Annotated in this window: 14 protein-coding genes; 9 read left to right on the top strand and 5 right to left on the bottom strand. The window is 41.7% G+C overall.

Going from position 1 to position 18,157, the window contains the following annotated elements; all coding sequences use genetic code 11:
• Positions 1-7: 7 nt before the first annotated feature.
• From LX64_RS25295 to ispG, 4 genes are all read right to left on the bottom strand, one after another.
• Positions 8-547: a hypothetical protein gene (locus LX64_RS25295; RefSeq protein WP_148707472.1), complete on the bottom strand. Its 540-nt coding sequence runs from the start codon at positions 545-547 to the stop codon at positions 8-10.
• Between the two features lie 15 nt (positions 548-562).
• Complete coding sequence (locus LX64_RS25290; protein WP_211324899.1) at positions 563-1,828, bottom strand: acetyl-CoA hydrolase/transferase family protein; 1,266 nt, start codon at positions 1,826-1,828, stop codon at positions 563-565.
• 82 nt (positions 1,829-1,910) lie between these two features.
• Positions 1,911-2,813, bottom strand: a complete 903-nt coding sequence (locus LX64_RS25285; RefSeq protein WP_111600527.1) for a LysR substrate-binding domain-containing protein — start codon at positions 2,811-2,813, stop codon at positions 1,911-1,913.
• A 357-nt stretch (positions 2,814-3,170) separates the two neighbouring features.
• Positions 3,171-5,111, bottom strand: a complete 1,941-nt coding sequence (gene ispG / locus LX64_RS25280; RefSeq protein ID WP_111600491.1) for a (E)-4-hydroxy-3-methylbut-2-enyl-diphosphate synthase — start codon at positions 5,109-5,111, stop codon at positions 3,171-3,173.
• Positions 5,112-5,340: 229 nt separating this feature from the next.
• Here ispG and LX64_RS25275 point away from each other — a divergent pair, with 229 nt between their 5' ends.
• From LX64_RS25275 to LX64_RS25250, 6 genes are all read left to right on the top strand, one after another.
• Positions 5,341-6,189, top strand: coding sequence for a helix-turn-helix domain-containing protein (locus LX64_RS25275; RefSeq protein WP_148707471.1), 849 nt, complete (start codon positions 5,341-5,343; stop codon positions 6,187-6,189).
• Positions 6,190-6,298: 109 nt separating this feature from the next.
• Positions 6,299-7,702, top strand: a complete 1,404-nt coding sequence (locus tag LX64_RS25270) for a TolC family protein (protein ID WP_111600489.1) — start codon at positions 6,299-6,301, stop codon at positions 7,700-7,702.
• Between the two features lie 17 nt (positions 7,703-7,719).
• Positions 7,720-10,995, top strand: a complete 3,276-nt coding sequence (locus LX64_RS25265) for an efflux RND transporter permease subunit (protein ID WP_111600488.1) — start codon at positions 7,720-7,722, stop codon at positions 10,993-10,995.
• A 12-nt stretch (positions 10,996-11,007) separates the two neighbouring features.
• A complete protein-coding gene (locus LX64_RS25260; RefSeq protein WP_211324898.1) occupies positions 11,008-12,147 on the top strand; it encodes an efflux RND transporter periplasmic adaptor subunit in 1,140 nt (379 codons plus the stop codon).
• Positions 12,148-12,271: 124 nt separating this feature from the next.
• The gene (locus tag LX64_RS25255) at positions 12,272-13,438 is read left to right on the top strand and encodes an AAA family ATPase (RefSeq protein ID WP_111600486.1); all 1,167 of its coding nucleotides are present in this window, start codon (positions 12,272-12,274) and stop codon (positions 13,436-13,438) included.
• Complete coding sequence (locus LX64_RS25250; protein WP_111600485.1) at positions 13,439-14,113, top strand: phage tail protein; 675 nt, start codon at positions 13,439-13,441, stop codon at positions 14,111-14,113.
• A gap of 45 nt (positions 14,114-14,158) precedes the next feature.
• Here the strand turns inward: LX64_RS25250 and LX64_RS25245 are convergent, their stop codons facing one another.
• Positions 14,159-14,995: a YitT family protein gene (locus LX64_RS25245; protein WP_111600484.1), complete on the bottom strand. Its 837-nt coding sequence runs from the start codon at positions 14,993-14,995 to the stop codon at positions 14,159-14,161.
• Positions 14,996-15,154: 159 nt separating this feature from the next.
• On the opposite strand from LX64_RS25245, the gene LX64_RS25240 reads away from it, so the two are divergent.
• From LX64_RS25240 to LX64_RS25230, 3 genes are all read left to right on the top strand, one after another.
• Positions 15,155-16,675 carry a SulP family inorganic anion transporter gene (locus LX64_RS25240; RefSeq protein ID WP_111600483.1) on the top strand — a complete coding sequence of 507 codons (1,521 nt, stop codon included), beginning with the start codon at positions 15,155-15,157 and terminating at the stop codon, positions 16,673-16,675.
• A 203-nt stretch (positions 16,676-16,878) separates the two neighbouring features.
• Complete coding sequence (locus LX64_RS25235; protein ID WP_111598167.1) at positions 16,879-17,220, top strand: transposase; 342 nt, start codon at positions 16,879-16,881, stop codon at positions 17,218-17,220.
• On the top strand, positions 17,217-18,092 hold the full coding sequence (locus LX64_RS25230) for an IS3 family transposase (protein WP_111598168.1): 876 nt from the start codon (positions 17,217-17,219) through the stop codon (positions 18,090-18,092). Before LX64_RS25235 ends, LX64_RS25230 begins: the two co-directional genes overlap by 4 nt.
• The last annotated feature ends 65 nt before the right edge of the window (positions 18,093-18,157 follow it).

The following is an 18,157-nucleotide window of genomic DNA, read 5'->3' as shown; positions in this document are numbered from 1 at the left end:
TGATGTATCAATATTTGATAGGAATCATCTTTACTAATGCTTCACCATCGTAGAAACTGACGTTTTCCACACCTGTAGTTTTTTCTACCGTACCTAACCATACCGGCGACATTGTAAACGATTGCTTTTGCCCCTTGGTGATGGTAAAACGCAAGTCTGCGTTATTACCTGATTTTATACCGTTCGATAATGTAATCGTTGTGGCGGTATCTGTTGCAGGAACAGCAAGTGCAACTACAAACTGCGTATTGAAATCAGGGTTGATAATAACGTTGTTATTCGTTTTAGCGGCACCAAATAATTCATCAAACTCTTCTTTGGTTTGTACAACCCAGCATTGTACAGCACCGGTTTTTTGCACTTTATTCGATAAGAAGTAATTCTCTAAATGCGTTACTAATAACTGTGTAGCGTCCATGGAAACTGTGTTTACAGAATCGGCAGCAGCTGTTTCATTTGCAGTGGTACTGTCGTTCGGGGTGGAGGTGGATTGGTTATTACATGCCATCATAGCAACAATTAAACTGGTGTACAAAAGTTGTTTCATGGTGTTTATTGCATTTTAAAGGGGTGAATTGAAGATATTATGTGCTTCTTTTTCTAATCCTTCACGCGCATCGGGATGCGCTATATTTATGAGCGCTTTCGCTCTTTGTTTTAAATTTTTGCCATGGAGATGCGCAATACCGTATTCTGTTATAACATAATGCACATGCGCACGTGTTGTAACTACGCTGGCGCCGGGTTTTAAGTAAGGTACAATCCTTGAAATGCCTTTGCCGGTAACAGAAGGTATGGCAATAATAGGTTTGCCGCCTGGAGATAAAGCTGCCCCGCGCATAAAATCCACTTGGCCACCAACTCCACTATACTGCATGGTACCAATAGAATCGGCACATACTTGGCCAAATAAATCCACCTCGATTGCACTATTAATCGCCGTTACTTTCGGGTTTAAGCGAATGGTTGTAGGGTTATTCACATATTCCACGTCCAGTAACCGTACCGTGGGATTATTATCCATGAATTTATACAGCTTATTGGTACCAATAGCAAAGCTGGAAACAAGCAACCCGCGCTGCGTTTTCTTCATCTTACCATTTATAACGCCCTTCTCCACTAAATCCACAATGCCATCAGAAAACATTTCCGTATGAATGCCAAGATCTTTATGATTGGTTAAACACTTCAATACAGCATTCGGGATACCGCCAATACCCATTTGTAATGTAGCGCCATCTTCGATAAGTGATGCTACATGCTGACCTATTTGAAGTTCCCTATCAGAAGGATCTGTTATTTTTTGTTGATACAGTTCGTAATCTACATCCACCGTAGCAGTTATTTGCGAGATGTGGATAACAGCATCTCCAATCACTCTCGGCATACGGGGATTAATTTCAGCGATAATAATCCTTGCCATATCAATCGCCGATTTCGATACATCACAGGATACGCCCAAGGTGCAAAAACCATGATTGTCGGGCGGCGAAACCGTAATCAGTGCCACGTCGATTGGGTAATCACCGCTGCGGAAGTATTTGGGTATTTCGCTTAAAAACATGGGGATATAATTCGCGCGACCTTCATTCACGGCTTTGCGGATATTGCCACCCACAAAAAATGCGTTTACTTCAAACGCATGTACATGTTCGGGGTCGGTATACGGGGCTTCCCATTCTGTATGAATACTGCTGATACGTACATCATGCAAAACGTTGCTGCGTGCTGCTAATGCTTTTACAAGCTCTTTCGGGGTTGCGGCAGCAGAATGTATGAACACGCTGTGGCCTGGTTGTACTAGTTCTAATGCTTCATTTGCGGTCATAGGCTCTTGTATTTATTTTACAAAGCTATTGTTGTGCAAACATCTATAACATGAGCCGCATCATTTTGTTGATGAAAGCCTACTAACTTTCGTCATTTGTTTTGCTCTTTTTTAAGAAGCGCATGAACATTGTAGCTAGCTTATCTTGTTCTCCTTGCAATTGGATAAAGTAAAATTTGCGCATCATTTTCCATTGCTTCACGGGTAATACCACGAATTCACCTGATGCTATTTCCCTTTGAACAGATTGTAATGATAAGAAGGCCGCAGCCGGTGCTTCGTGGAGATACGATTTGATACTTTCCGTGGCGCCCATTTTCACCGGCACGTTCAATTGCGACATCTTAATCCCAATCTGTAATAACGCATCGGCAATCACCTGCAAGGTGCCAGATCCTTGTTCTCTTAATAATATCGGTAGTTGCAATATTGTAGCTGCTGTTAATGGCAATTTCAGTTGTTTTGCAAACGCAGCGTTTGTTACCAGTACAATTTCATCCCGCATAAACTCCGTATACTTAATCGCCGGGTGTTTCGACATACCCTCAACAATACCCAACTGGATCGACTTCTGCAATAAAGCCTCTTCAATTTGCTCTGTATTACCATTTAACAACGATTGCTGTACTTGCGGGTTCTTTGCATGGAATGCCGCCATCAATGGCGGTATCACATATTGCGCAATGGTAGTACTAGCACCAATTTCTAAACTGCCGCCATGCGACTCTTTCAACTGGTTTAAATCGAACTCCAATGAACGGTATTGCGCAAATATGGCCTCCGTATGTTGTAAAAGAATATTGCCCGTAGATGTAAGCTCAATGTGGTTGCCCGCACGGTTAAACAGTGCAGTACCCAATTGTTGCTCTAATTCGCGTATATGCTTAGTAACAGCTGGCTGGGAAATATACAATGCTTGCGCCGCCTTGGTAAAACTCTGGCGCTTGGCAACTGTGTAGAATACTTTTAACCGGAAATCGAACATAGCCTGGAATTTATCTTGATCTTGCTTCCTATATGAAATAAAGATACCCAAATTCGGCTGAAAATCTATGCAGTGGCGGAGTTATTCAAGAAAAGGTACAAAATCAGGGGCAATACATAGTAAAAATAAATGATAGAAATACGCAGAAAAATACGTAGAAATACGCTTGCCTGGGCCCTTACTTGCTTACTATCTTTGTATCACAAAATGCTTAAAGCAGTTAGCCCCAAATCCCTCACGGGAGCCCCAAACAAAATTCTCTGAATAGTTTTCGCAGGCTGTCAATACACAATTTTTGGTAAGGATTGTGACATTGACAGCCTTTCTTTTTCCAAGCTGCCAATGTCATAAATTATATTAGTTGCGGGCATCTACCCACATACCGTTTTCTTTAATTAAATCAATTAACTCATTTACAGCTACTTCACTGCTTAAACCACGTTTTACCACCTCTTTTCCCTTGTAAAGCGTGATTTTTCCAACACCACTACCTACATATCCAAAATCCGCGTCAGCCATCTCGCCCGGACCATTAACTATACAACCCATGATCGCGATTTTCACGCCCTTCAAATGGTTGGTCACCGCGCGAATACGGGCCGTTGTTTCTTGTAAGTCGAACAATGTTCTACCACAAGAAGGACAAGAGATGTATTCGGTTTTAGAAATACGTGTACGCGTAGCTTGTAAAATCCCGAAAGCAATATTGTTTATAGTAGCAATATCAACGGGTTGCTGTGTTTGCGTTAACCATATACCATCTCCAAAACCATCCAGCAATAATGCACCTGTTTCTACTGCAAAATGAATCAACATAGCCGATGCTGTATCATGCTTGTTGATAGTACGCAATATAATAGGTGTTGCTACATTGGCTTGCATCATGCGCGTTAAGAACCTGCGAACAATTGGCATGCTAGAACCACTTACGATAAGAGTATAAGCATGTTGCTCGCTGCCAAGGAAACTGAATAATTTCTCTTCTGCTGTATGATCCATGGTGTCAACAGGAACGGCAACGAAATTGAGTTCGCTTCTTTCTGTTGATGTATATAAAGTTGATATATCAAATAATGGGTAGCATTTCTCAGCATCTTTGGCATTTTTCCAGTTTTCGAACTGGGTAATAATGCTTAATGTACCGGGTAGTGCGAATGTTGGGATGTTATTACCTGTAAAAATGTAATCTGCTGCTGCATCTCCAATATTCCACTTGTCCGTAGCCTCGTCATAGTGATAACCTATTGGCAATAAGTCGCTCGGAACAAGGTTGCTTGCATGTTGATAGTCTGCTACTACTACTGGTACTTGTTTCCCCCCGATGTTCAAAATGCTACTTGCTTCTCGACGTTTATAATCGAAAGGCGAGTAGGGGAGTTGAATATCTTCTGCTGGAATATCAATATTGTTATTACGGTTGGCATAACGGGCCACTAAATCGCGGCAAACGGGAAGTTCAAACTCAGGGTCTTCTGTTAACGACACACGAATCGTGTCGCCCACGCCATCTTCCAACAAAGTACCAATCCCAATCGCGCTCTTAATACGTCCATCTTCACCATCACCGGCTTCTGTTACACCCAAATGCAGTGGATAGCAATGTCCTAACTCGTTTTGCATGGTTTGTACCAATAAACGGTAGGCTTGCACCATTACCTGGGGGTTGCTGGATTTCATACTCAACACAATGTTACGGTAGTCAAGACTTTCCGCGATGCGTAAGAATTCCATAGCACTTTCCACCATCCCCATTGGCGTATCGCCATAGCGGCTCATAATACGATCGCTCAACGAGCCGTGGTTCGTACCAATACGCATGGCAGTGCCATGTTCCTTACAAATGTTAACTAAAGGTGTAAATCGTTCGCGGATGCGTTCAATTTCCTCCTCGTATTCAGCATCTGTGTATTCCAGTAACTCGAATTTCTTCTTATCAATGTAGTTCCCCGGGTTAATACGCACTTTCTCTACAATACGCGCCGCTATTTCTGCAGCATTGGGCGTAAAGTGGATATCCGCCACAAGTGGCGTGTTGTAACCGCGCTTACGGAGTTCGTTTTTAATGTTGAGCAGGTTTTCCGCTTCTTTCTTACTAGGAGCGGTAATACGTACCAATTCGGCACCGGCTTCAATACAACGGATCGCTTGGGCTACGGTGGCTTCCGTATCCATGGTGTCGGTAGTGGTCATGGTTTGAATGCGGATGGGATGACCATTCCCAATCAGTAAATCACCAACCTTAACTTCTAACGTATCCAGTCTTTTGTATGTATGTAAAGAGTTGCAATACAATTGCATCGAAATATCTATTTTAAAATTCTAGACAAAGGTAGCAAAGAAACCGGGCAATTGTCGGTTTCACATGCACATAAAATTACTCTTATAAACCGTTTATCCATTATTAAAACGGCATTAAATTATTTCAGTGGGCAATAGCGTTACCATGGCTTAGTTTTATATTTGTATTCCCTACGACACTTATTATACTACAACTACAACTACAACATCATTGGCAGAGAAAATAAATATGAACGATATTCCGTACCAGGAATTGCCGATTACAGGGCAGTTCTCCATCTTTCCGCTGGAAACATGCGTGAAAGATTTAACGCGGGAACCCCATCGGCACGACCATTTCCAAGTGATCTGGTTTAAAAAAGGAAAGGGTAAGCATGTAGTCGATTTCGTGGAGTATGCTTTAGAGGATGATGTGATATACCTATTGCGCCCTGGGCAAGTGCACCAATTATTAGATTGTTTGAAAATTGGGCACGTTGTTGTGTTCACCGAAAAATTCTATTTCTCCAACAGTAACGATCGTGGCTCTGTATACGATTTTACCAGCCTATTCGACGATTCGTTGGCATATGGCCCGGTTAAAATCTCGGAATCTGCAGCCACGAAGCTGGAAAGTTTATGCCACTTGATGGCGGATGAAAGCGCTTTGCGCCCCAATTGCAACCGCAATATCATGAAGCATTATCTGAATGCATTTCTATTGTTGATTGAAAGGGAAAAGAAGCTAGGAAGATCCACGAGCAATAGCAAAACCTATGATGCTCGAATGGTTGAGCTACGCCGAATTATGGAACAACATTTCCGCCAACAACACCAAGTAACTTTCTATGCCGAAAACTTCGCGCTTACGCCAAAACGTTTAAATGAAATTGTGAAAGAAAGTATTGGCAAAACATTAAGCGATATGTTACACGATCGATTGGTGTTGGAGGCAAAACGTCAACTTGCATATAGTCACAGAAGTGTAAAGGAAATATGCTATGAGCTTGGATTTGAAGACCCTGCTTACTTTTCACGCTTTTTCCGAAACCATACCGGATCATCACCGCAAGATTTTAGAGAAACGATGTTCAAATAGTGCAAGTCGTTAGCATATTTGTCCAACAATGTTGAATCACCCGGCAATTAATTTTGCATTTCCCTTAAATGGAACCATGCATTTTCTATTTTTTCATTAATTGTTTTTTATGGGTATTCAAAAGGTAGTTTCTTTATTATCTCTCTCGGCTATCTTCCTTGTTAATGGTACCCCAACGTATGCACAACAAAAACTTTCTTTGCAAGAAGCGCTGGAAACTTCGATGAACAATTTCCGCGCTATCAAAGCAAAAGAAAACTATGCGAAAGCATCCAATGCCGGCATTACCGCGACAAAACGCGAATACCTGCCCGACTTGAATGTGAGTGTGCAAAACAGTTACGGTACTGTTAATGGTCAAACAGGGCCGTTGTATGGTTATAAAGGATATTCAGTATCCTCTAGCGGTCCGGCACTCGCCGACCAAAACTGGAATTCTGCCTTCGGCGGAATTTATATCGCCAACGTAAACTGGGATTTCTTCGCCTTCGGCAGACAGAAGTCCAAAGAAGCCATGAGCAGCAGCCAATATCAAAGAGATATGGCTGACCTCAACCAAGAAAAATTTACGCAACAAGTCAAGGTAGTCAATGCGTACATTTCTCTCCTTACTGCCCAACGCCTCACGCGTTCTATGAAAGCCAACCTCGACCGAACCGTGTCTGTACAGGAAATGATCCAAGTGCGCACATTGAACGGTCTAAATGCGGGCGTTGATAGTTCTATCGCTAACTCCGAAGTTGCTAAAGCGAAACTTTCCTTGTTAGATGCACAGAACTACGAGCTGGCTCAAAATAACAAACTCGGCGAACTGATGGGCGTTTCCGCTGTTCAGTACGTGCTCGATACGTCTTTTGTATCAGCATTACCGAAGAATCTTTTGGAACAGAACGCCGCACAATCGCAACACCCTACGTTGTTATTCTTTAACAGCCGCGTACAACTTAGTAGAAGCAACGAACTTTACTTGCATAAGCAGATCATGCCAACGTTTACGTTCTTCGGCATCGCGCAAACCCGTGGTAGTGGCTTTAATTCCGATTACGGCGCTGCTAACTTAAGTAGTTACAATACAGGATGGTGGGATGGTATTCACCCAACACGCTCCAACTACTTACTCGGCGTGAACGTAAGTTGGGGTATCACAAACCTCGCGCGCATCAAATCGCAAGTTACCAAGCAACACTACAATACGGAAGCTATGCAAAACGAATTGGAGTTGGCACAGAATCAATTGTCTAACCAATTGACCCTTTCCCAACAACAAATCGAAAACGCTATGCAGAAGTATGCTGTTGTGCCGGTACAATTGAAAGCAGCATCAGATGCCTTCTTGCAGAAAAGTACTTTATATGAAAACGGTTTGGCCAACATCGTTGATTTATCACAAGCACTGTATAATATCAACCGGGCCGATACCGATCGTGATGTAGTATATGCCGCTGTATGGCAAGCATTACTCTTCAAAGCCGCAGCACTGGGCGATATCCAGGTGTTTTTAAGTCAACAATAACCGCTTAGCATTTTACTATGAACCTGGTTAAAACAGCATTACGCAAACCGATAGCCGTTGTGGTGGTGGTAATAGGATTTTTGTTCTTCGGTATCATGAGTTTACGTGATATCAAGATCGATATCTTCCCCGATCTGAATTTACCGGCTATCTACGTTTCGCAACCATACGGCGGTATGAGTCCGCAACAAATGGAAGGTTTTATTGCCACCAACTACCAGAACTTATTCTTGTACGTAAGTGGTATTAAAGATATTGAAACAAAAAATATCCAGGGCTTAACAATGTTGAAGTTAACCTTCTACGAAGGTACCAACATGGCACAAGCCGCCGCCGAGGTAACGGCCATGGCTAACCGTGCATTCGCATCGATGCCACCCGGTACCCAGCCGCCATTTATTATCCGCTTCGATGCTAGTACTTTGCCAATCGGCCAGTTAGCATTAAGCAGCCCTTCGCGTACAAATAACGAGTTACAAGATTTGGCTATGACAATTGTGCGACCTTCGTTTTCGCGCATCCCGGGCCTTTCTTCTCCTGCGCCATTCGGTGGTAACTCTCGTACCGTTGTTATTAAAATCGATCCTGCTTTAATGCGCAGCCACAAACTTACCCCCGATCAAGTAGTGGCCGCCGTGAAAGATAATAACCAAATCTCGCCGGCAGGTAACGTTAGAATCGGGAACACCACTTATCTCACTCCTTCCAATACCGTTATGCGGAAAATCAGCGAATTCGAAGATATTCCGTTAGTAATGGGTGAAGGACCAACCGTGTTTTTGAAAGATATTGCCTCTATTGAAGATGGTGCCGACGTAACCACCAGTTACGCCGTTATCAACGGTAAACGCTCTGTATACCTCCCGGCCATTAAAACGGCCGATGCGTCTACATGGACGGTGGTAAATAACCTCAAAAAAGCACTACCCACTATTCAAACACTATTACCCGAAGACGTAAAACTGTCATTCGAGTTCGACCAATCTACCTACGTAATCAACTCCGTAAAAAGCTTGATCAGTGAAGGTGCCATCGGTGCAATTCTCACCGGTTTGATGGTGTTATTGTTCTTAGGTGATAGAAGAAGTGCGCTGATCGTAATTCTAACCATTCCTATTTCATTGTTAATTGGTGTGATGGGCTTGAAGTTAGCAGGACAAACGATCAATATCATGACCTTATCTGGTTTGGCCTTGGCCATTGGTATCCTAGTGGATATGGCTACGGTAACCATTGAAAATATTCACCAACACTTAGAAATGGGCAAACCCAAAGCACGCGCAATCTTAGACGCGAGCTTGGAGATCTCGTTCCCAGAGTTGTTGATTCTATTATGTATTCTCGCGGTATTCGCGCCATCATTCACAATGTCGGGCGTACCGAAGGCCATGTTCTTGCCATTATCATTAGCGATCGGTTTCTCTATGATCGCAGCTTACTTGATAGCGCAAACATTCGTTCCAATTTTGGCGAACTGGATCTTAAAAGATCATTCGTTCAAAGATCATGATAAGCACCCTGGTACACTGGCTATTAACGACCAGTCGGCTGAATCCAGCTTGCGCGATCTTAACAATGAACAAAAGCACGAGCAAAAACTGGGCGGCTTCGAGAAATTTAAATTACGTTTCATGCGCTTGATCCAACGCTTGTTGGGCATTCGCAAATGGGTGATTACTGCTTATGTGGTGGGAATCGCGGCTGTTATCGTTTTGTGTGTTAGCTTAATCGGCCGCGATATCTTACCAAAAATCAACAACGGCCAGTTCCAATTACGTTTAAGAGCCCCCGTGGGTACACGGTTGGAAAGAAGTGAAGAAATGCTCCTCACTACGCTCGACGTGTTGAAAAAACAAGTAGGAGAGAAGAATATCGCCATTAGCTCATCATTCATCGGTACACACCCTTCTACCTATTCAACGAACCCTATTTACTTGTTCATGGCTACTTCTAACGAAGCTGTATTACAAGTAAACCTGGCAGAAGACTATAAAGTGAATATGGACGATTTCAAAGAAAAACTCCGAAACCGCTTAAAACAAGTGATGCCGGAAGTGAAAGTATCGTTCGAACCGATTGACTTAACCGATAAAGTAATGAGCCAAGGTGCGCCAACGCCAATTGAAGTGGCAATTATGGGTAAGAATCTCGCAGATAGTAAACCTTTCGCGGAGAAAGTGATGAATGAAATGAAGAAGATCCCATACTTACGTGATGTTCAAATTAGCCAACCTATTAATTACCCGGCTATTCGTGTAAATATTGATCGTGTACGTGCCGCACAATTAGGCGTAAGTGTAACGGAAATCGCTAAATCTTTAACTGCTGCTACTTCTTCTTCTCGTTTTACAGAAAAGAACGTGTGGTTGGATGAAAGAAATGCAACGTCTTACTTCGTACAAGTAGCCGTTCCAGAGAATGAAATGGCGAGCATGCAAGACTTAGCAGCAATTCCTTTGTCAAAAGATAAGGCCCGTCCTTCGCTTGGCGACGTAGCAGAATTGGTGCCGGATACAGTAGTGGGTGAATACGATCGTGTAGGCCCCGTACGTATTATATCCATCAATGCTAACGTTCATAAAAAGGATTTAGGAACAGCATCTACAGCCATCGATGCCGCTATTAAACGTGCTGGTGATCCACCACGTGGTATATCTGTAGAGAAACGGGGCTTAACGAGCTTGTTAACAGAAACTTTAGACAGCTTACAGAGCGGGTTAGTGGTAGCTATTATCGTAATTCTTTTATTACTGGCTGCAAACTTCCAATCTTTTAGGTTAGCCATCGTAATTGTATCTACGATCCCGGCGGTACTAGCCGGTTCGTTGATAATGTTGCTCGCAACCGGTTCTACGTTGAATTTACAATCCTATATGGGTATCATCATGAGTGTGGGTGTATCTGTAGCGAACGCGATTTTGTTAGTAACCAATGCTGAAACAATCCGTAAACGAACGAAAGACGCCGTGTTGAGTGCTACTGAAGGTGCAACCTTGCGTTTACGCCCGATCTTAATGACCAGTATCGCGATGGTGGCAGGTATGATTCCAATGGCTAGTGGTATGGGTGAAGCGGGTGATCAAACAGCGCCATTGGGTAGAGCGGTAATTGGAGGGTTGATAGCCTCTACATTAGCGTCGTTATTGATTCTGCCGCTTATCTTCGCTAGCATGCAGAAGAAAACAACAGTGGATTCCGCTTCTTTAGATCCTTCGGATGAAGAAAGCAAGTTCCATGATGAGCCAACAGCCTCTATAGGGCATCAAACACATCAACACGCACTCAACAATTAATACTACAATACAATGAAATTATCAGCATCAACATACATGCAACATATTTCTCGCAATGCCTTGCTGCTTGCGGGGCTCGGATTGACGATCTCGTTCGGCGCATGCAACACTTCCAAAGGAAATGATGAAAAGAGCGGCGAAGAAAACCTAGCAGTGCAAGTAAACACTGTGAAACTGGAAAAAGGACAATTACAATCGGTATTAAATTTACCGGGCGAGATCAAGTCATTCCAATTCGTAGACCTTTACGCCAAAGTAAATAGCTACGTGAAAACCGTTCCTGTTGATATGGGTTCGGAAGTGAAAGCCGGCCAAGTTATCCTAACACTCGAAGCCCCCGAAATGCAATCACAATTGCTCGAGGCGCAGAGCCGTTTAAAAACCAAAGAAGCCGTATTGCGCGCTAGTAAAGCTACGTACGACCGTTTGCTGAAAACCAGTAAAGTACCTGGTACCATCTCGCCAAACGACCTCGACATGGCCTTCGCAAAAATGGGTGCCGATAGCGCCGAATTATTGGCTGCAAGATCTGCTTACCGTGGTGTGGCCGATATGTTAGATTATCTAACTATCCGTGCGCCTTTCAGTGGCGTAATCAGCCAAAGAAATGTTCACCCCGGTACGTATGTAGGTCCTGCCGGTCGCGGTAGCGAAAAACCCTTACTCCGCTTAGAAGAACAAGCCAAATTGCGTTTAAGCATTGCTGTTCCTGAAAAATATGTAAGCCAAGTACAAAACGCGAAAGATGTAGAATTCACCGTTCGCTCTTTACCAGGCGAAGTATTTTCTGCTCATGTTGCTCGTACCGCCGGAAGTCTTGATACAAAGCTTCGTAGTGAATTGTTAGAGATGGATATTATCAACACCGACAAAAAACTTTTACCCGGTATGTACGCTGAAGTACGTGTTCCATTACCTGGTAAACAAGAAGTGTTTATTGTAGCAAAAAGCGCCGTTATTACGAACTCTGAAGAAGTATTCGTTATTAAAGTCGTGAACAACAAAGCCGTATGGGTACCTGTACAAAAAGGCAATGAAGCAGATGGAAAAGTAGAAATCTTCGGGGCATTAAATCCTGGTGATATACTTATTACCAATGCTACAGATGAAATTAAAAATGGTGTAGCTGTTCAAGTAGCAGCTGCGAAATAAAGATAGTTGTAGTTTTAATTAATCAATCCTTTTCGAAATAAAGCCGAGCTTTTTAGCTTGGCTTTTTTTATGAGGTGATGAGAAGTAGGGGAAATGAATTAAATTCGTTTCATAACAATTACGCATGCTAGAAAAAATTACCATCAAGAATTTCAAATCCATCGACGAACTAACCATCGAATTGGGTAGGTTTAATGTATTGATTGGAGAGAACGGATGTGGTAAGAGTAATATACTAGAAGGGATTGGTTTTGCCGCAGCGGCTATTGATAATAAGTTGGAAGATGATCAATTAGCTTTAAGAGGAATTCGAACAAGCAGTGCTGAAAGTGTACGTAGTGGGTTTGAAAAGCAAAGCTTGACTGAAAATATATTTTTTAAATTGGAGGCAAATAGTGAAGTTCGAGAAATAACGCTTATAAATTCCAATACTCCTTATTCATCTTGGAGAGAAGATCCATATTCAAGGCGTCAAAAGTATGGATTTAAAGACTTTGATAGTATAATAAAGCAATTAACTGATGTAATCAAAGGAAGTGCAAATGGAGATGTTGATAGTGAAGACCTTAACGGATTAATTAAGATTATAGAGGAGGAAAGCACTGCAAGAATGGCAATTTTCGGTCCAATAGCTCAATTTCTAATATATTCTCCAGAAAACTATTTTCTTAGAAATTTAAATATTGATACAACATACATTCAACCTCTAGGTCATCGTGGAGAAGGGTTGTTAAAATTGATAAAAATAATAAAGCAAACCAACCCATCTCAATTCGATACTATAATACAACATCTTTGTTTGATTGATTGGTTGCAAGAGGTTGAAGTAAAAGATGACCCTACTGGTTTGGAAGATGAGATCATCCTAAAAGATAAATATTTAGAAGAAGGGTTATTGACTATCGATTTAAAAAATGTAAATGAAGGGTTCTATTACTTACTTTTCTATTTCACATTGTTTATAAGCGATTACTCACCAAAACTATTCGCAATTGATAATATTGATACTGCATTAAATCCCAAGCTTTGTAGCGAGGTAATTTCAGTGTTGGTTAAACTAGCTCGAGAATATAATAAACAAGTTATAGTAACCACCCACAATCCTGCTGTGTTGGATGGTTTGAATTTGAATAATGAAGATGAACGTTTGTTTACCGTAGCCCGAAATATCAACGGGAAAACAAGGATTAATCGGGTGTTGAAAGGAACTCCATTAGAGGGTGAAGAGTCATTACGATTATCTGAGAAGTTCCTGCGTGGATATATAGGAGGGCTTCCCAAAAACTTCTAAATGCCTACTACTTTTGGAATTATAGCAGAAGGACCAACCGATCAAACAGTAATACAAAACATACTTATCGGTGTATTTAATAATGAAGATCTCAATACAAATATCCGTTTTATCCAACCTGCATTTGATAAAACTACATATGCCGCCAATTCAGGGGGCTGGACAAATGTATTCGAATACATCAAATCAGATCGCCTAATCCAAGCATTTGAACATAATGATTATATCATTATCCAAGTAGACTCGGATGTTTGTGATCAAGTTCATTTCGATGTAAGAAAAACAGATGTAAATGGTCTAAAATTAAGTGGTGAAATATTGATTCAAAAAATCATTGATCGTTTTCATCAACTCATATTAGAATACCACGGCGAAGAGAAGTTAGTCCAAATGTTGCCTCGCCTTGTTTTTGCTATTTGTGTTCAAGAGCTAGAGTGTTGGCTTTTACCGATTTATTATACAGATAAAAAAGCGTCTACTACAAACAATTGTGTTCATAGACTCAATGAGAAGTTAGACAAACATTTTATCGATAAAAGCAATAAATCGGGTATGACCCATGCCTATTACAAAATCTCCAAACCTTATCAAAAACATAAAAATATCATCGCGAAATACCAACTGCAACCCAGTTTGCAACATTTCGTCAATCAACTCCTTCAAATACAAGCATAAAAAAAGCCGGTCGCATGACCGGCTCTACATTGGATACTATCCAATTTATTTGACGATAGAAAAGCCTTTTCCTAATACCTCGTGCACTTCGTGAATAACGATGAATGCTTCCGCATCCGTTTCTTGCACCAGGCGTTTTAACTCCATAAGCTCTTGCTTGGGTATCACAACATACAACACTTCTTTCGGATTTTTAGTGTAAGCGCCATGTCCATTTAAAACAGTAGCACCTCGTTGTAAGTCGCCGGTGATTTTTTTCGCGATAATATCAGCGTGTTGTGATATAATGGTTACGGCTCTCTTACTGTTGAATCCTTCAACAATAAAATCCACCATGCGAGCACCTATGTAAACAGCTATTAGCGTGTACATCGTTTTCTCTATACCAATCATCACCGAAGATGCTGCTATCACAACTAAATCGATGATCAACATCGAATTACCCAAACTCCAGCCAAAGAACTTTTGCAGTAAGCGACAAATAATGGCCGCACCACCAGTAGTACCACCCGATAAAAAGACTAAGCCTATGCCTATTCCCACGAGCAATCCCGCAAATATAGCTGCTAATAATGAATCTTGTGTAAGTAATGGCAAGTTTGTTGGGATCAAGTAAAGAAAAAGCGAGCAAAATAATACACCCAATATCGTGTAATAAATTGTTCGCCTATCCAATAGCTTCCAACCCACAAACATCAAGATCGCGTTGCATACAAGATTCGTGATGCCGGGCGACCAGCCAAAATAATAATACGTCATAATGGTAATACCCGTAACGCCACCTTCCGACAATTTCGACGGAATGGCCAGTAAATTAATACCGGCAGCGAATATGAGTGCGCCCACGATAATTAATAATACACTTCTAATTTGTGCTTTCATGTTTGTTATATCTGGAAAATGGAATGGTTGGAGCTGGATGTATTTTGCCGCGAAAGTAAGATAATTTAGAATAAGTGGGTAATATCCCGCTATTGATAAAACACTGGTAATAATAGAATGTTTAATTTTGCGGCCTCTTAACCGGTCACTTTACTTTACATGAAGACATATTTCAACTTGTTCGACTTTTCACAAAAAGTGAATTACAAGAACGAGATCTTAGCTGGGCTAACCGTGGCCATGACCATGATGCCCGAATCGCTATCATTTGCCATCCTAGCAGGCTTCCCTCCACTGGTAGGTTTATACGCTGCATTTATCATGGGCCTCATCACGGCTATCTTCGGCGGTCGCCCAGGTTTAATATCCGGTGGAGCAGGTGCTACAGCCGTAGTATTAATAGCTCTTATGCAATCCCATGGACTCGAGTATGTACTAGCAGCAGTTGCATTAGCAGGTGTGTTTCAAATTCTCGTCGGTATTTTCAAACTTGGGAAATTCATACGCCTTGTTCCACAGCCCGTTATGTACGGCTTCGTGAATGGACTGGCTATTATCATTTTTATGGCGCAACTCAACCAATTTAAAGCAGGCGATGGTTGGCTAACAGGTACGCCTTTATACATAATGGGCGGACTAGTAGCTTTAACGATTGCCATCGTTTTATTATTCCCGAAACTCACAAAAGCAATACCCGCTTCTCTCATTGCTATTATTGTAGTAGGTTTATTGGTATGGGGCTTTAGTATTGATACGAAAACAGTTAAAGACATTGCCGCTGTTAGTGGTGGTTTCCCTCCATTCCATATCCCAAGTGTGCCGGTATCACTCGAAACATTGCAAATCATATTTCCTTATGCATTGATCATGGCTGGAGTAGGCCTCACGGAAGGTTTGCTAACGTTGAACTTGGTCGATGAAATTACCCAAACCAAGGGAAATGGCAACCGTGAATCTATAGCACAAGGAACTGCTAATATTGCTAACGGGTTTTTCTTTGGCATGGGTGGTTGCCCCATGATTGCACAAACACTCGTGAACCTTTCGGCAGGTGCAAGAGCCCGCTTATCGGGAATTATTGCTGCTATCACCATTCTAATGATTATCCTGTTTGGCGCCCCAATTATAGAACGTTTACCAATGGCCGCACTTACAGGTGTAATGATTATGGTGGCCATCGGCACATTCGAATGGGCCAGTTTCCGGATAATTAATAAAATGCCAAAGGCCGATATTATCGTGGGTATCCTCGTAGCACTAATTACCGTATTACTCCATAATCTTGCTTTAGCCGTACTGGTTGGTGTCATCATTTCTGCACTAGTTTTCGCTTGGGAAAGCGCTAAACGCATCCGTGCCCGGAAGTTTATAGATGGAAATGGTGTAAAACACTACGAGATATTTGGCCCGCTTTTCTTCGGTTCTGTCAGCACTTTTATGGAGAAGTTTGAAGTAGGTACAGATCCACAAGTAGTTATCATAGATTTTAAAGAAAGCCGTGTAGCTGATATGAGTGGTATTGAAGCTCTTAACAAACTCACCAATAAATACCAACAAGCCGGAAAAACATTACAACTTCGCCACCTCAGTCCCGATTGTAAACGATTATTAGAGAATGCAGGTGCCGTTATTGAAGTGAATATTATAGAAGACCCGGAATATCTCGTGGCTTCTAAATAAACATAAAAAGGCTGCCCCATACAAAAAGGCAGCCTTTCCTTATAAATTGATGTACCATCCTAAGCCAATCCCTTTAGTTAATAAGTTACTTGTAGGCATGTTACCTTATCATTCACTGTAGTTTTCAAGTAACCTTCAAGTAATCTCCAAGTGTCGGTTCCTAAAACGACTTTACATATAGTTAGCCTAAATTTGAGATAATTATGAAAAAGAAACATGGTCGTAGCGCCTTCCTTTACGAGGAGTCCTTCAAAATTATGATCGCCCGTGAGTACCTCACAGGTTCACTGAGTATGTCCGAACTAGCTAGGAAGCATGGTTTAAAAAGTGCATCTGTTGTGCAAACGATGGTAGAATGGTTTAGAAAGAATGAAGCTTCTACATCATCTAGTGTTCAGGCTTCTACCGCTAATAGTGAAGTGGAAGAGCAATTGAAGGATGCCCAACTTCGTATTACAGCCTTAGAAATGTTGATCAAAAATGCAGAAAAGGAGCTGGGCGTTGATATCGTAAAAAAGCTTGGCATCAAACAGCCACCCAAATGAAAGCGATAATGCGGGAAGTCCCCTTGTCAAAAATCTGTGGTTTGTTTGGTAAAACAAGGCAAGCATGGTATGATATTAAACAACGTGATAGCAGTAGTAGTTGGCAAAAAGCAGTCGTATTAGACTTGGTGCAAGCCGTCAAGAAAATGGTTCCAAAAAGTGGTACTATTAAGCTTTACAAGGAGCTAAAGCCCACCTTTGTGTCTCAAAACATAAAACTAGGAAGGGATGGTCTACACGCATTATTGGCCGATCACGGGTTATTGGTAAAACGTCACAAAAAGAGGGTATATACGACGCAGTCTAGTCATCATTACCGTAAATGGCCTAGCTTAATCCAAGGAATGGTACCTAGTCGACCAGAACAGTTATGGGTAAGTGATATTACTTACTTGTCTACTAAAAATGGTTTTATACACTTGTCATTAATAACAGACGCTTATTCAAGGAAAATTGTGGGTTACGAGTTAAGCCCCAATTTAAAAGCTGACGGCTGTATTGCAGCCTTAAAAAGGGCCTTAAAGGCAAGGGCTTTACCTGCCGAATCCCTCATTCATCATTCTGATCGCGGTGTGCAATATTGCTGTAACGATTACGTAAGCGTGCTGCAAAAAAACGGTGTTAAAATCAGCATGACCCAGACGGGGAGCCCATATGAAAATGCATTAGCCGAACGTGTAAATGGTATTTTGAAACAGGAATTTGAACTAAACCAACAATTTCCTTCTTTCCAAGCAGCCGTAAAGCAGGTAAATAGCGCCATTTACCGCTACAACCAGTATAGACGGCACTTTGGATGCGATTTACAAACACCAGCTACGAAGCATAATGCTGGTATTCAAGCTGTTTGTCAAGTAAAATCAGTAATTTGACAAACCCTGTCAAGTTCATTTAGTAATATCGCTAGCTAAGTGTCAAGTTATTTTAGTACAAGACA

Source organism: Chitinophaga skermanii (genome assembly GCF_003259335.1).
GTDB classification, from domain to species: Bacteria; Bacteroidota; Bacteroidia; order Chitinophagales; family Chitinophagaceae; genus Chitinophaga; species Chitinophaga skermanii.
This window is presented reverse-complemented; position numbering and strand designations above follow the sequence as displayed.

Coding starts and splice junctions, on each gene's coding strand:
- LX64_RS25250 (WP_111600485.1), top strand. CDS start 13,439: ATGCCTACTACTTTTGGAATTATAGCAGAAGGACCAACCGATCAAACA.
- LX64_RS25255 (WP_111600486.1), top strand. CDS start 12,272: ATGCTAGAAAAAATTACCATCAAGAATTTCAAATCCATCGACGAACTA.
- LX64_RS25260 (WP_211324898.1), top strand. CDS start 11,008: ATGAAATTATCAGCATCAACATACATGCAACATATTTCTCGCAATGCC.
- LX64_RS25275 (WP_148707471.1), top strand. CDS start 5,341: ATGAACGATATTCCGTACCAGGAATTGCCGATTACAGGGCAGTTCTCC.
- LX64_RS25295 (WP_148707472.1), bottom strand. CDS start 547: ATGAAACAACTTTTGTACACCAGTTTAATTGTTGCTATGATGGCATGT.
- LX64_RS25240 (WP_111600483.1), top strand. CDS start 15,155: ATGAAGACATATTTCAACTTGTTCGACTTTTCACAAAAAGTGAATTAC.
- LX64_RS25230 (WP_111598168.1), top strand. CDS start 17,217: ATGAAAGCGATAATGCGGGAAGTCCCCTTGTCAAAAATCTGTGGTTTG.
- LX64_RS25245 (WP_111600484.1), bottom strand. CDS start 14,995: ATGAAAGCACAAATTAGAAGTGTATTATTAATTATCGTGGGCGCACTC.
- LX64_RS25235 (WP_111598167.1), top strand. CDS start 16,879: ATGAAAAAGAAACATGGTCGTAGCGCCTTCCTTTACGAGGAGTCCTTC.
- LX64_RS25270 (WP_111600489.1), top strand. CDS start 6,299: ATGGGTATTCAAAAGGTAGTTTCTTTATTATCTCTCTCGGCTATCTTC.
- LX64_RS25290 (WP_211324899.1), bottom strand. CDS start 1,828: ATGACCGCAAATGAAGCATTAGAACTAGTACAACCAGGCCACAGCGTG.
- LX64_RS25265 (WP_111600488.1), top strand. CDS start 7,720: ATGAACCTGGTTAAAACAGCATTACGCAAACCGATAGCCGTTGTGGTG.
- LX64_RS25285 (WP_111600527.1), bottom strand. CDS start 2,813: ATGTTCGATTTCCGGTTAAAAGTATTCTACACAGTTGCCAAGCGCCAG.
- ispG (WP_111600491.1), bottom strand. CDS start 5,111: ATGCAATTGTATTGCAACTCTTTACATACATACAAAAGACTGGATACG.